We start from the raw sequence: 14,575 nt of genomic DNA on the forward strand, positions 1-14,575 counted from the left end.
TAATTTAGAGACTGTACAATTGTAAACAGTCTCTTTTTTTGTGAAAATAAAGCTGGAAACGTACTACGTATGCAAAGGGGAATTAGTGATGAATCCAGAAGTTTCGCAGTTGTTAAAACAAATAGATTCAAGGAAAGAAGAATTACTAGAACTTACAAAAACATTAATTCGTTTTGAAACACCTGCACCACCGGCGAGAAATACAAATGAGGCGCAAGAATTTGTTGCAGAGTTTTTAAGAAAACGAAATTTTAGTATTGATAAATGGGATGTATATCCAAATGATCCGAACGTTGTTGGGGTAAAAAAAGGGATAGAAAGTGACACACATAAAAGTCTTATTATTAATGGTCATATGGATGTAGCTGAAGTGTCGGGAGATGAGGCGTGGGAAACAAATCCATTTGATCCATTTATAAAAGATGGCTGGTTAGTTGGACGCGGTGCGGCAGATATGAAAGGTGGGCTGGCTGGAGCGTTATTTGCTATTCGGCTTTTACAAGAAGCTGGCATTGAACTACCTGGAGATTTAATCTTTCAATCGGTAATTGGAGAAGAAGTTGGAGAAGCAGGTACACTTCAATGCTGCAAAAGAGGTTACGATGCTGATTTTGCAGTAGTGGTGGATACGAGCGATTTACATATGCAAGGACAGGGCGGCGTAATTACTGGATGGATTACTGTGAAAAGCCCGCAAACGTTTCATGATGCAACACGTAGACAAATGATCCATGCTGGAGGACGTCTATTTGGAGCGAGTGCGATTGAAAAAATGATGAAAATCGTGCAAAGTTTACAAGAATTAGAGCGTCATTGGGCAGTCATGAAAACATATGAAGGCTATCCATCTGGAACAACAACAATTAATCCAGCTGTTATTGAAGGCGGACGGCATGCAGCATTTATTGCGGATGAGTGCCGATTGTGGATAACCGTACATTTTTATCCAGATGAAACACATGAACAAATAATAAAAGAAATTGAAGAGTATATTGGGAAAGTAGCAGCTGCAGATCCATGGTTAAGTGAAAATCCACCACAATTTAAGTGGGGCGGAGAATCAATGATTGTGGATCGTGGCGAAATTTTTCCTTCTTTAGAAGTAGATAGCGAACATGTTGCTGTAAAAACGCTAAGTTCAGTACATGAATCTATTTTATCTAAAAATGCAATTTTAGATATGTCAGCAACGGTAACTGATGGCGGTTGGTTTAGTGAGTTCCACATTCCAGCGATTATTTATGGACCAGGCACACTAGAAGAAGCACACTCTGTAAATGAGAAAGTTGAAGTTGAGCAGTTAATTGAATTTACAAAAGTAATAACAGCGTTCATATATGAATGGTGTCATACAAAAAAATAGATTAGTATGTTGAAATCGTACAGGTGTACTTGTACGATTTTTTAGTGAACTATTTCAGAGTTGAATATAAACAACAACTGAAATAGTTCTTTATTTTTCTATGTTTTTCGTTTTATTTCAATTAATTTCTCTTTCGCTAATTCAACAGCAATTGCATCATCTAAATAGCCAATTGGAAAAAGATAATCGGGGATAATGTCTGTTGATAAAATGAAATATAGTAAGGCCCCCCCGATAATTGCACGTTCTTCGTTTGAAATGGTTTCTGTACAAAATTGTTGGTACATACTTGTTAATTGTTCAATGAAAGGGCCGGCACTATCAATTTGTTCTAGTTTACTTTTGAAACTCTCGTGAATACGTTTTTCGCCTTCAGTAGTTTGAGCATAGCGCTCGTAATTTTCAAGTTCTTGTTTCACACGAGTTGTTGTGTACTCGAAGTCGAATAGGTTAGAGGATTGTAATGTTTGCTGAATTGTATCGAGAGATGTGTACATATCTGCTTTTTCCTTATTTATGTGTGGAGAGTCAGGGTACATTTCATCAAGTAATAATTGCGGTGGAACTTGCAGACATTTTGCGAATTTTTGCAAATGGTTTTGCTTCGGTTGTTGTTTGCCATTAATTATTCTTGAAATTGTTGCAGGATCAATATTTGTCAGTGTTCCTAGTTGGCGCATAGATAGAGCGCGCTCCTTTACCAGTTTCTTTATTAATTTACCGAGCCGCTCATTTGGATTTTTATTGGGCATAATGTAGGCACTCCTTTTCTATTGTCTATCGTTGAAAAAATGTTGAGCATTTATTACAAGTATATGAAACAGACAGGCACAGTTGCTCAACATTTTCATAATATGCATTGAAAAGTGAGAAAAGGGGTGACTGTACGATGAGTACGGCAGGTTTATTTTCAATTTTTTTAATCGGAATTGCGTCTAATTTAGATAATGCAGGTGTTGGGATTGCATATGGCATTCGTAAAATTCGAATTTCGTGGCTTAACAATTTTATCATCGCATTTTTGGGATTTTTATTTACTTTACTAGCTGGCTTTTTTGGGAATTGGATCGCATTATTTATTTCGGAATTTATAGCAAATATTATTGGAGCAAGTGTTTTAGGAATCATTGGGGTGTTTATTTTATGTCAGCCTTTCTTGAGTCAAAAAGACACCGCAGGATCTAAAGATGGTAGTGTACTTATGGGGATTTTACGTGATCCAGAAAAAGTAGATTTTGATGGTTCTAAAACAATTAGTTTTTCTGAAGCAATTGTTTTAGGAGTTGCATTATCCATAAATAATATTGCAGGTGGATTTGATGCTGGAGTAACAAATTTAAATCTTTGGCTTACGGCATGTATTTCTGGGGTTTTTAGTTTTATTTGTATTAGTGGTTTTACGTATGTTGGTAAAAGATTTTTAGCTGAATACTTAGGGAAATGGGCTACGGTTATTGCGGGCGTGTTATTGATTCTTATTGGGATAGACCAGTTGTTGTAAGGAGAATAGAAAACAAGATTCGAGTATTTCCTTGGAAATACAGCAAGGGGTTGCATATATCGACGTACTTTTTTCCATACTAATACGGATTTCTTTTAAAGAAAGGGGGGATCCGTATGGGACGCGGGAAAGCATTTGATCATAAGAAAAAAGGGCATGATCATCAACCACCTAAAGGTGCGTTCATTCATAAAGATGTAAATGAACATACTTTAGAAGAGGAAGAGCTACCAGTAAATATTGAAACGTATAAAAATAGTTTAAAAAAACATTAAAAGCACCTATATAGGTGCTTTTTAGCGTATATCTTCAATTAATTGTTCCGATTCTTCATGCATACTGTATTCACTTAACACTTGGATGCAAAGCCACTTTAATTCCTCGATAGTATGCTCAAGTTCTTCAGGAAGTACATGATGAATGTCTTCAAGTCCCATTCCGAAATGAATAAGTTCAAGTACTTGATCATCGATGTTCCGATCCATTAATAGTTCAAGTACTTCTAAATTGAATATGTACCGGTGAGCTTCGTCGAGTGAAACAACTTTTAGCTTCAAGCTTTCTACAATACTCAATATAAAAAGAAGAATTGTTTTTTCAAGAACAGGTTGTTTTTCCATTTGAAATATTAGTTTCATCTTTCACACCTCCACTTATAGCGCTAGGTTGTACTATATTATTCGGGAGGGGGGAGCAAATATGCATAATAAAGAAGAAACTTTCAGCACTGTTTTTGTATGGGTATTGATATCTGATGAAGTTGAATTTTTTATGAAATAAAAAAATCCTGCTAGTATAGCAGGATAACTCTCGATTAAAAAATGCTCCAACCTTCTTGAGCAGAAAGAAGTTCAAGAATTTTAAAACCAGCGATACTATTTCCGTTTGCATCTAAAGCCGGTCCGAAAATACCGATTCCCATTTCGCCTTTTACGCAGCCGAAAATGCCGCCCGCTACACCACTTTTTGCAGGGATTCCAACACGAATTGCAAATTCACCAGATTCATTATACATCCCGCAAGTAACCATAAATGTTTTACAAATTTTTGTAATATGTTTAGGGATGATCTGTTTCTTTTTATATGGATCATATCCATCCATTGCAAAAATTAAGCCAATACGTGCTAAATCGATACAGTTTACTTCAACTGCACATTGACGAGTGTATAAGTCCATAAGTTCTTCAATATCACAATCGATAATTCCGTTTTGTTTCATATAGTAACAAAGTGAACGGTTTAAGTAAGCAGTCTCCAACTCTGAATTGGCAACTGTAGAAGAATAATTAATAGTAGGATTATCTGTTATTTCACGTACAAAATGAAGAATATGCTTCATTTTTTCTTCGTTATCTTTTCCTGTTAACATGCTTGTAATAGCTAGTGCTCCTGCATTAATCATTGGATTAAGAGGTTTGGAAGGACTTGTCGTTTCTAACTTAATAATAGAATTGAAAGGGTCACCAGTTGGCTCCATTCCAACTTTAGAAAATACATATTCTTCACCACGATCTAAAAGGGCAAGTGCAAGTGTAATTACTTTGGAAATACTTTGAAGAGTAAATAGCGTTTGTGAGTTGCCAGCATGGATATATTCTGTTTCTTTATGGAAAATGGCAATCCCTAAATCATCTGGATCTGCATTTCCTAGTTCGGGGATATAAGTAGCAAGTTTTCCTTTTTTCGTATATGGTTTTACTTGTTCTAACAACTGCTGTAAGTTGTTTGTTTCAATGCACTGCATAGTACCAACGCTCCTATTTCGAATTAACTAAGTTTACTTTTCCCGATATGCTCGGAAATAAATAATAACATGAAAAAGTGGAATGATAAAACGAAAGTTATTTGTGATATAATAAGTTTTTTTTGTCTGTATATTGTATAGATAGCAAGGAGAAATTTCCTTTTATATAACAGTTTGTAAATAGAAAAATTATCCATAAAAAGTTCGGAAATAAAAACTACACATCTATACAACTATATGTTATTATGGTTATGTAATAGAAAGCGTTTTCTAAAGCGTGCTTATAATGATAACGATTTCATAAATTTGATAGGGGGAATTAAAATGTTGCAGTTTTTACAACGTATTGGTAAAGCGTTAATGCTTCCAATCGCAGTACTACCAGCAGCAGGATTATTGCTTCGTTTAGGACAAGAAGATGTATTTAATATTCCTGTTATGGCACAGGCCGGTGCAGCAATTTTTGATAATTTAGCACTTATTTTTGCAATTGGTGTTGCGATCGGTTTGTCTATTGATGGTAGTGGAGCAGCAGGACTTGCTGGGGCAATCGGATATCTTGTTTTACAAAATACAACGAACGCTCTAAGTAAGGCATATTCAGCAGCAGAGCTGAATGATAAATTAAAAAGTGTTCAGGATTTAGTCGGTTCAGCAGATCCAACTAAATTAGCGGATACAATGACAAAAGTTTCAAAAGCGGCGGCGTTAACGCCAAAAATAAATATGGCCATACTTGGTGGTATTATTGCTGGGGTTGTTGCGGGGTTACTATATAACAAATTCCATAAGATTAAATTACCAGAATGGTTAGGTTTCTTTGCGGGGAAACGTTTCGTACCAATCATTACTTCTATTGTAATGCTTCTTTTAGGATTAGTATTCGGTCAAATTTGGCCAACAATTCAAAGTGGTATTGATGCGGTAGCACACGGCATCGTGAACTTAGGTTCAGTTGGTGCTGGTTTATTCGGATTATTAAACCGTTTATTAATTCCAATCGGTTTACACCACGTAATGAACACATACTTCTGGTTTGTACTTGGTGACTTTACAAATGCAGCGGGTGATATTGTTCATGGTGATATCGCACGCTTCTTTGCAAAAGATCCATCAGCAGGTATGTTTATGACTGGTTTCTTCCCAATCATGATGTTCGGTTTACCGGCAGCATGTTTCGCAATGATTGCGGCTGCTAAACCAGAAAAACGTAAAATGGTTACAGGTATGTTAGGTGGTCTAGCATTAACTTCATTCTTAACTGGTATTACAGAACCAATTGAATTCTCATTCATGTTCTTATCACCAGTATTATATGGTATTCATGCAGTATTAACAGGTCTTTCTTTATTCATTACAACGACACTTGGCATTCATGATGGTTTCTCATTCAGTGCCGGTGCAATCGATTACGTTTTAAACTTTGGTATTGCAACAAAACCAGTATTATTAGCGGGAATCGGTTTAATTTACGCAGCAATTTACTTTGTAGTATTCTACTTCTTAATTAAGAAGTTCGACTTAAAAACTCCTGGTCGTGAAGATGAAGATGAGTTAGCTGAAGAGGGGGATGCACCAGTTGCAGGTTCAATTGGTGAAACTTACGTAGCAGCTTTAGGCGGAAAAGAAAACTTAACAGTTATTGATAACTGTGCAACACGTCTACGCTTACAAGTGAAGGATGCAGGTTTAGTAAATGAGCCAGCATTAAAACGTGCTGGAGCAAAGGGCGTTATGAAATTAAGTAATACAAGTGTACAAGTTATCGTAGGTACAAATGTTGAATCTGTTGCCGATGATATGAAAAAACACGTATAAATAGTTTAAATAAGAGGATATCCCAAAAGATTGATAACACCAGTCTTTTGTAGGATATCCTCTTTTTTATTTTGAATTTTTAAAGGGAATCTTACTTTTGTAAATTTTCTTTTTCTTTTTTGTACATATAGGTTGGTAATATGTTCGGTGCGTGATAAAGTAGGGATGACATAGAATGGAGTGTCTATAATCTACGGAAGTGATTTGAAAAAAGTCTTATGTAGATGAATTAAATTATCGGTAAATAAGGGGAAAAAGGTAATCATGGATCAGGAAAAAAATACTGTTAATGGGAAAGCACGTCGCCCGATTGTATACATAAAAAGAGCAATCATTCTCGTTCTATTATTTTCACTTGTATATTTCATGTATGCAAAAATTGTTGCACATAATAAAAAAGAGGAAACTTTAAAAGCAGCAGCAGAAATGAAGAAACAAGAAGAGATAAAACAGAAAGAAGAAATGAAAAGGCAAGAAGCTCAAAAACAAAAAGAGCAGAAGGAACAGGAAGAGCTAGCAAAGCAAGCACAAGTAATTGAGAAGCAGGCAGAAGGACCACCTCAAGAAATTAATGAGAACGCTCAATTGGATCAATATTTGCAGGGCACAGGTTTTAGTGGGACAGCCGTTATTGTGAAGAATGGGAAAGTCCTTTTAAATAAAGGATACGGTATGGCGAACAAAGAGAAGCAAGTACCGAATAATTCAGAAACAACTTTTTATATTGGCTCTATTTCGAAGGCGTTTGTAGCGACTGCTATTATGCAATTGAAAGATCAAAATAAATTACAAGTAGAGGATACGGTAGCGAAGTATATTCCGGATTTTCCTCAAGGTAATGGTATTCAGCTAAAACATTTATTAACACATACATCAGGAATTCCTGAATATGAGCAGGGAAAAGATGATATTTCTCATGAGGAATTGATAAAGCGAATAGGAAACCAAAAGCGTATTGGGGCTCCAGGAGAGAAATGGAAGTATTCAGATTCGAATTACTCCATACTTGCCTACATTGTTGAAAAAGTAAGTGGACAACCATTAGAAGAATATATTAAACAGCATATCTTTGCTACTGCTGGTATGAAGCATTCTGGTTTTGGTAAAGCGTTAGAACAAACAAGATTCCCATCAACTGGTTATAAAATAGTAAATAATAATATGACAACACCTAATATTCCGAGCATGTCACAGCTATATGGCTGCGGTGATATATATACAAGCGCACATGATTTATATTTATTTAATGAAGCGCTATTCTCTGGAAAATTAATTTCAAAAGAGAGTTATAATCAAATGTTTACAGCTGTGAAAAAGGATTATGGATTTGGATGGTATGTAGATCCGGGAAGTTATTCGAATCACGGTGTAATGCCAGGGTGGAATTGTTTAAATGGATTTAGTAAAAATGGAAGTGTGTATGTTGTTTTACTATCTAACATTCAAAACAACATTAAATCATTTGGTAAAGTGAATAACGACATTTATACGATGCTAAGAAATATAGAAGTGTAAAAGACTGTCCTTTTGGACAGTTTTTTTCGTGTGGAGGAAATATATGTGCGGTGTGATAATGAAATAAATGGAAAAGGGGGATTGCCACGAGCAGTGTATTACAGTGTAGCTGCAATTATTACAATCAAAAATTAAAGGATAAAATAAAAAGTAGATGGGAAACCATCTGCTTTTTATTATTTATATAATACAAAAATAATTAACATGTTCTAGAAAATGTATGCCTTACCTATCACAAAAAAAGTAGGCATTGTATAGATTAAGATGTATGGATGTAAATTTATATACTTTAATATTAATAGGAGGAGAAGAAGCATATGTGTCTGTTCAGAAAATATTGGCATAAATTATCCCGACTGTTTAATAGACAATTAGGTTATTTTTTAGATGACAAGTTACTGCCTGCTGTGGAACGACTTTTATTTTCACAAAACTTCGCGAAGTTTATTCAAAGAAATTCTAAGCAAGCTACGGAAGAATTTATAGAATCAAGTCAATTTCAATCTATTATTTGTAATATTTTAAAAGAATGCAATACATCACCTTTTAAAGAAATTGCAAAGCAATATTTAGGGAAAAACGTAGAAATTACTGTGACAGTTGGACAGTTAACAGGTGTTATTGTAGCAGTTGGTGATGATTTCTTAACGCTGCAAGAAGGAATAGGAACAGAAGTTTTATTACCATTTACAAGTATTATATCAATGAAAGAAGCGTAAGAAAGGAGACTTATAGATGTTATTTACTGATGAATTGCGTAACCATGTTGGTGAATTAGTGCAAGTTGTGACAGCTGTTGAAATTGTTGCAGGTATTCTTTTATCTGTGACGGACGGGGCAGTAAGTGTTCGTATAGCTCCTTCTTATGGACCACCGGAAGATGTACTTGTACGTATTCCTATTATTGCTTATGTTCGCTTGGAAGGGTAAGAGTGATACAGGTATGAGAGTATCAGTTGTTATTCCAGTGCATAATGAAGCAAGTACTTTATCTCAAGTTTTAGTAGAAGTGAAGAAGTTGAAACCGTATGAAATTATCGTAGTAGATAATGGATCAACAGATGGGACAAAAGAAATAGCATTCCAACATCATTGCCATGTGATTTATTATAAACATTCGCTTGGCAATGATGTTGGACGGGCAATTGGAGCTAGGGAAGCAAAAGGCGAAATTGTATTGTTTTTAGATGGTGACATCGTTATTGAGAGTAAAGAGCTACAACGTTTCGTGAAAGGAATTCAGCAGGGGCATCAAATTGTTGTGAATAATTTAACATGGTCAGTTTATTTAAAGATGAGACCACATTATACGACGGTCGGAAAATATATGTTGAATCGCTATTTGAATAAAAAGGAGCTTGTTGTTGGTTCTTTAATCGCAATTCCACATGCGATGAGCCGGGAAGTTATCGAGAGACTTGGATGGTGGAATTTAGCAGATCCCGCATTATTTCAAGCGATGGCGATGTCTAGAGGAGTAGATATTGTTGATATGGCTTCGGTCGATGTAATTCACACGAATAAGGTTCGTCCTGTGCATACTGGTACATCACCTGGTTCTCCTTATCCGAAAGCGACTAGTCGTATTATGGGTGATCATTTGCGTGCTTTGCAATACGTAATCGAAACATATGGTAAACGCGGCGGTTTTTCGGAGGGGAACAGGGATAGAGAGTTTATAGGGAAGTATAAACCAGTTTTATTACAAGGAGAAAAGGCGAAATATAGTGCGATTATACCAGTATCAGAAGAAAGAATGACTATAAGATCTGTCATACAAGAAGTGAAAAAAGCAGGTGTAGATGAAATTATAGTTGTTGCGAATGGAGCAGATGGTGAGACAATTAAACAAGCAAAGCTAGAGAATGTTATTGTAGTTGAATTCGCGAAGGCACTTGGACATAATGTAGCACGAGCGATAGGGGCTATGCATGCTACGGCAGATATTTGTTTATTTGTTGATGGTGATTTTGCTATTCCGGCAAAAAAGCTAATTCCATTTTTGCATGCTATTGAAGACGGAAATGATGTGGCGTTAAATGATTTGCAATGTTTGTTAGATATGTTTCACCCGGCAGATCCAATTAGTATGGGGAAATATTTCGTGAATTTGGTAGCGAAACGACCAGATTTATGGAACAACTCATTAACGGCAGTGCCACATGCTATGCATAAAAAGGTAATAGAGAAAATTGGATATGATTCTCTTATCATTCCACCATTAGCTCAAATGAAAGCTATTTTAGACGAATGCTCTATTACAGCAGTGGAATTTGTAGATGTTATAAAAACAAATCGAATACGTCCAGAGCAACATGGGTTTGTAAATGGACGTATTCCGGCATTTGACCGTATTTTTGGTGATCAGCTTGAGGCGATTGCGTATTTATTACAATATACGGACGAACGCGGAGGATTTACAGATGGAGAGCGGGATAGAGATATAATTCAACAATTGAGAAAGGAAGAAGAAAATACAGATGGACGCTAGTAGTAAAGTAACTATTATTGGATTAGGATATGTTGGCCTTCCTTTAGCGGTCCTTTTTGCAGAAAGAGGACATGCTGTACTTGGATTAGATAAAGATACTAGGAAGATAGAATCAATAATTAAAGGAGAAAGTTATATTCCTGATGTTTCTTCTAACGTATTACAAAATTTATTGAACGAGAGAAAATTAATAGTAAATACACCAGATAAAGGTGTTACGGAGTTCCAAAATAGTGAGTATGTTATTGTGACTGTGCCAACGCCAATTAATGAGAATAAAGAACCCGATTTAAGTGCCCTCGTTTCAGCCTCCCGTTATATACAACAACACCTTCAAAAAGGACAAACCTTCATTTTTGAAAGCTCCACATATCCAGGTACACTGGAGGAAGTTATCATTCCTATTATTTCTCAAACAGGTAAAAAGGTAGGAGAAGATTATTATATTGGGTATTCTCCAGAGCGAATTGATCCAGCGAATAGCCAGTATTCAGTCGAAACAATTCCAAAAGTTATTAGTGGACAAACCGAGCAGTGTAAACAAAAAGTACAGGATTTGTATAGCACTATATTTGATGTAATCGTTCCAGTTAGCTCTCCGAAAGTGGCCGAGATGTGTAAGCTATTTGAAAATATTCAGCGCTTAGTTAATATTTCATTAGTAAATGAGTTAAATATACTTTGTGAAAGTTTGAATATTAATTTTTATGAGGCACTTGAAGCTGCATCTACAAAACCGTTTGGATTTACTCCATATTGGCCAGGTCCAGGAATAGGAGGACATTGTATTCCAGTAGACCCTTTATATTTTCAATGGAGAATAAAAAAGAGTGGAGCAATTAGTCAATTAATTGAGGCGGCACATGTAATTAATGAAGAAATGCCAGAGAAAATAATCGGGAAAGTAAAAGGTATGGTGCAATCACCCGCAACGGTGTTAATTGTAGGGGTTGCGTATAAGAAAGATGTAAATGATCTGAGAGAATCACCGGCGTTGCCAATTATTCAATTATTAATAAAAGAAGGGTACAAGGTAGAATATCATGACCCTTATATTTCTTCAGCGAAAATTGGGGATACACTATATCAATCCATTCCATTAGATGAACAAAGAATTAAACAAGCAGATTGTATTTTAATTGTAACTGATCACTCTAGTATCGATTGGAAGCTCTTTAAAGGAATTGAGCGATTAATAGATACACGTGGAATTATAAAGAAGGTAGTGTATGAGTAAAAAATGTTTAATTACAGGTGGAGCAGGATTTATTGGATCGCATTTAGCTGAAGAGTTGGTGAAAAGAGGTTATGAAGTCACTATTGTTGATAACTTCTATAAAGGAAAAAATAAATATCATAATGAGTTAATGAAAGAGATTCCAGTTATTCCAATAAGCGTGTTAGATAAAAGTTCAATTTACGAATTAGTAAATCAACATGATGTGGTGTTTCATTTAGCTGCGATTTTGGGAGTCAAAACTACAATGGAAAAAAGTGTAGAGCTTATTGAAACAAATTTCGATGGAACGAGAAATATTTTACAAGCGGCATTAAACGGAAAAAAGAAAGTAGTTTTCGCATCTACTTCGGAAGTATACGGAAAGGGAAAACCTCCATTCTCTGAAGAAGGAGATCGTTTATACGGTGCAACTTCCAAAATACGTTGGAGTTATGCAATTTGTAAAACGTTAGAGGAAACATTATGTTTAGGGTACGCATTAGAAGGTTTACCTGTAACGATTGTTCGTTATTTTAATATTTATGGTCCAAGAGCGAAAGGTGGTCCGTACGCAGGAGTAATTCCACGATTTATTCGTGCGGCTTTGCAAGGTGACGATATTCTCGTGTATGGAGATGGAAAGCAGACACGTTGCTTTACGTATGTAAGTGATGCGGTCGAGGCAACAATTCGTGCAATGGATGAAAAGGTAAATGGTGAAATTATTAATATAGGTTCTGAGAATGAAAAAAATATAAGGGAAGTAGCGGAAGATATAAAAAAAATAACGAAGTCTTCTTCCAAAATTGTGCACGTTCCATTTGAGGAAGTATATCCACATGGATTTGAAGAAATTCCAAATCGAAAGCCGGATGTAACGAAATTAAGAGAACTTGTTCAGTTTCAAGCGAAAGTAACGTGGGAACAAGGATTGAAAGAAACTATTAAATGGTTTCGTGAAGAAAACAATGGCTAAGTCGTTATCAGTTATTATTCCCGTATATAATGAAGTGGATACGATTTCAGACGTGGTTCAATCGGTAAAACCATTAAATCCAGTAGAGATTATTGTAGTAGCAAATGGTTGTAATGATGGTACAGAAGCGATTGCTGAGAGCTTAGGATGTACAGTAATCCAACATAAAGAGTCACTTGGTAACGACGTTGGACGCGCAGTTGGTGCGAAACATGCGATAGGTGATGTGTTACTGTTTGTAGATGGTGATTTTGCTATTCAAACTTCAAAATTACAATTATTCCTTAATCCGATTTTGCATGATCAGGCGGACATCGCTTTAAATAATTTAGACGCATTATTTTTAAAGAAACAAAAACCACATTCTATTACAGTATGGCGCCAAATATTAAATGCAATGTTAGAGCGTGAAGAATTAAAAATTGATTCTTTATTATCTGTACCTCATGCGCTGACGAAGGAAGTCGTGCAAAGTATTGGATACGAATGTTTTGTTAATCCTATTGTGGCTCATCTACGCCTAGCACAAAGTAAATGGAGAATTAGTCGTCATTGTGCAATTGACGTTATTACTCCGAATAAATTTCGTCCACTCGAGCATGCTGCATACGGCACAAATCTTTCTCATTCCGAAAAACGAATGATAGGCGATCATATAGAAGCTGTAGCAGAGCGGATAGTAGGCAGCGATGGGCGCGGAGGATATTATGATGGAAATAGGAAAAGAGAGAGTGTCTATCATACTTTAAATTTTGAAGATTTTTATCAAGGATGGGGCGTTACATCTAAGTTGTATAAAGGAGAGCAATTATCGGTAATTATTCCTGTACAAGATGAAGAGAAAACAATTGGAAACGTTATAGAAGAGCTTCGCAAAATTGAACCTTTTGAAATCATCGTTGTTGTAAATGGTTCTTCCGATAAAACGGCAACAATTGCAAAAGACAAGGGAGCAACAACAATTGTGTATAAAGAAGCACTTGGAAACGATGTGGGGCGTTCACTTGGAACTTATTTTGCAAAAGGAGAAATTGTTTTATTTATAGACGGTGATTTTGTTATTCCAGCTAGTGAGCTATATCCCTTTGCAAAAGCTATTGCAGATGGAACGGATGTCGCATTAAATGATTTAAATCATTATTTAGATTTGAGAGTACCACTTCATCTTGTAACAGCATTTAAATATGCATTAAATTTAGCTTGTGATAGAAAAGATTTAGGAGTAGGCTCTCTTATTGCTGTACCTAATGCGTTTAGTCGTACTTGTTTGAAGGAAATAGGGTATAAATCATTATTGTCACCTTGTGTAGCACAAGTTAAAGCTGTACTTTCAGGTTTTGAAATCGCTTGTGTAAGTCGTATCGATGTTGATAAGATGAACCGTATTCGTCCCAGTGAACATTTCGCAAAAATAGGTCATCCTCCAGCTGTCCTTCGAATTATTGGTGATCATATAGAAGGATTAGAGCAATTAATTGCATTAACAAACAGTCGTGGTGGATTTTACGATGGAAATAGAAAAAGAGATGTTTTATCCCGCTTTAACGGGCAGTAAGACTCACACCTCAAAATTCGGCGAATGCGAGGAAGTTAGGTGGGAGATAACTGTCCGTAAAAGTCCGATTGGTGAGGGCTGATAATCAGTGGGGGATGGACAAAACCCCCACTGATTAAAGTTTCACTTTATAGTGGTAACAAAAAAAGTGTACAACATATGTACACTTTTTTGCTCTGTTATAAAAACTATAACAGATTAGGAGATAAGAGTATTACAGATCTACAATGGGTATCGTTCTTATATTACAAAATAGGACTCGTATATAAGAATACCAAAAAAATACAATTAAAGGAAGGGTTAATTATAAAGACTTTTAAACGAGGTTAACACTACGAGTATAGTAGTTTGTTCAACATTTCACAAACATGTCACAACTATTTCGTCCACTTC

At 35.7% G+C, this 14,575-nt stretch carries 14 protein-coding genes; 11 read left to right on the forward strand and 3 right to left on the reverse strand.

All coding sequences use genetic code 11. The features are described 5' to 3' along the window. Nucleotides 1-40 precede the first annotated feature (40 nt). Complete coding sequence (locus tag CQZ94_RS23805) at nucleotides 41-1,363, forward strand: acetylornithine deacetylase (RefSeq protein ID WP_142395924.1); 1,323 nt, start codon at nucleotides 41-43, stop codon at nucleotides 1,361-1,363. Nucleotides 1,364-1,461: 98 nt separating this feature from the next. Here CQZ94_RS23805 and CQZ94_RS23810 read toward each other — a convergent pair whose 3' ends face one another. Continuing rightward, the gene (locus tag CQZ94_RS23810) at nucleotides 1,462-2,115 is read right to left on the reverse strand and encodes a helix-turn-helix domain-containing protein (protein ID WP_105587364.1); all 654 of its coding nucleotides are present in this window, start codon (nucleotides 2,113-2,115) and stop codon (nucleotides 1,462-1,464) included. A 137-nt stretch (nucleotides 2,116-2,252) separates the two neighbouring features. On the opposite strand from CQZ94_RS23810, the gene CQZ94_RS23815 reads away from it, so the two are divergent. Together CQZ94_RS23815 and CQZ94_RS31315 are read left to right on the forward strand one after the other, a co-directional pair. Then, on the forward strand, nucleotides 2,253-2,864 hold the full coding sequence (locus tag CQZ94_RS23815) for a manganese efflux pump (RefSeq protein WP_105587365.1): 612 nt from the start codon (nucleotides 2,253-2,255) through the stop codon (nucleotides 2,862-2,864). 116 nt (nucleotides 2,865-2,980) lie between these two features. Then, nucleotides 2,981-3,139 carry a hypothetical protein gene (locus CQZ94_RS31315; RefSeq protein WP_000532411.1) on the forward strand — a complete coding sequence of 53 codons (159 nt, stop codon included), beginning with the start codon at nucleotides 2,981-2,983 and terminating at the stop codon, nucleotides 3,137-3,139. 21 nt (nucleotides 3,140-3,160) lie between these two features. On the opposite strand, the gene CQZ94_RS23825 is transcribed toward CQZ94_RS31315, so the two are convergent. Both CQZ94_RS23825 and glsA read right to left on the reverse strand, forming a co-directional pair. Further along, complete coding sequence (locus CQZ94_RS23825) at nucleotides 3,161-3,502, reverse strand: DUF3969 family protein (protein ID WP_000766602.1); 342 nt, start codon at nucleotides 3,500-3,502, stop codon at nucleotides 3,161-3,163. Between the two features lie 176 nt (nucleotides 3,503-3,678). Next, the gene (glsA, locus tag CQZ94_RS23835; protein WP_105587366.1) at nucleotides 3,679-4,608 is read right to left on the reverse strand and encodes a glutaminase A; all 930 of its coding nucleotides are present in this window, start codon (nucleotides 4,606-4,608) and stop codon (nucleotides 3,679-3,681) included. Between the two features lie 324 nt (nucleotides 4,609-4,932). On the opposite strand from glsA, the gene nagE reads away from it, so the two are divergent. From nagE to CQZ94_RS23875, 8 genes are all read left to right on the forward strand, one after another. Further along, nucleotides 4,933-6,426: an N-acetylglucosamine-specific PTS transporter subunit IIBC gene (gene nagE / locus CQZ94_RS23840; protein WP_070138700.1), complete on the forward strand. Its 1,494-nt coding sequence runs from the start codon at nucleotides 4,933-4,935 to the stop codon at nucleotides 6,424-6,426. Between the two features lie 264 nt (nucleotides 6,427-6,690). Continuing rightward, the gene (locus CQZ94_RS23845; RefSeq protein WP_105587367.1) at nucleotides 6,691-7,941 is read left to right on the forward strand and encodes a serine hydrolase domain-containing protein; all 1,251 of its coding nucleotides are present in this window, start codon (nucleotides 6,691-6,693) and stop codon (nucleotides 7,939-7,941) included. A 317-nt stretch (nucleotides 7,942-8,258) separates the two neighbouring features. Then, nucleotides 8,259-8,660: an LSm family protein gene (locus tag CQZ94_RS23850; protein ID WP_033715617.1), complete on the forward strand. Its 402-nt coding sequence runs from the start codon at nucleotides 8,259-8,261 to the stop codon at nucleotides 8,658-8,660. Between the two features lie 16 nt (nucleotides 8,661-8,676). Then, nucleotides 8,677-8,871 (forward strand): LSm family protein, encoded by a 195-nt coding sequence (locus tag CQZ94_RS23855; RefSeq protein WP_105587368.1) that lies wholly within the window; start codon nucleotides 8,677-8,679, stop codon nucleotides 8,869-8,871. 13 nt (nucleotides 8,872-8,884) lie between these two features. After that, the gene (locus CQZ94_RS23860; protein ID WP_105587369.1) at nucleotides 8,885-10,432 is read left to right on the forward strand and encodes a glycosyltransferase family 2 protein; all 1,548 of its coding nucleotides are present in this window, start codon (nucleotides 8,885-8,887) and stop codon (nucleotides 10,430-10,432) included. Further along, nucleotides 10,422-11,669, forward strand: a complete 1,248-nt coding sequence (locus tag CQZ94_RS23865; protein WP_105587370.1) for a nucleotide sugar dehydrogenase — start codon at nucleotides 10,422-10,424, stop codon at nucleotides 11,667-11,669. The genes CQZ94_RS23860 and CQZ94_RS23865 overlap by 11 nt, the downstream gene beginning before the upstream one ends. Beyond that, a complete protein-coding gene (locus CQZ94_RS23870) occupies nucleotides 11,662-12,627 on the forward strand; it encodes an NAD-dependent epimerase/dehydratase family protein (protein ID WP_105587371.1) in 966 nt (321 codons plus the stop codon). Before CQZ94_RS23865 ends, CQZ94_RS23870 begins: the two co-directional genes overlap by 8 nt. Beyond that, complete coding sequence (locus CQZ94_RS23875) at nucleotides 12,620-14,182, forward strand: glycosyltransferase family 2 protein (protein ID WP_142395925.1); 1,563 nt, start codon at nucleotides 12,620-12,622, stop codon at nucleotides 14,180-14,182. Before CQZ94_RS23870 ends, CQZ94_RS23875 begins: the two co-directional genes overlap by 8 nt. Nucleotides 14,183-14,575: the final 393 nt, after the last annotated feature.

Source organism: Bacillus sp. MYb209, from assembly GCF_002975175.1.
Lineage (GTDB): Bacteria > Bacillota > Bacilli > Bacillales > Bacillaceae_G > Bacillus_A.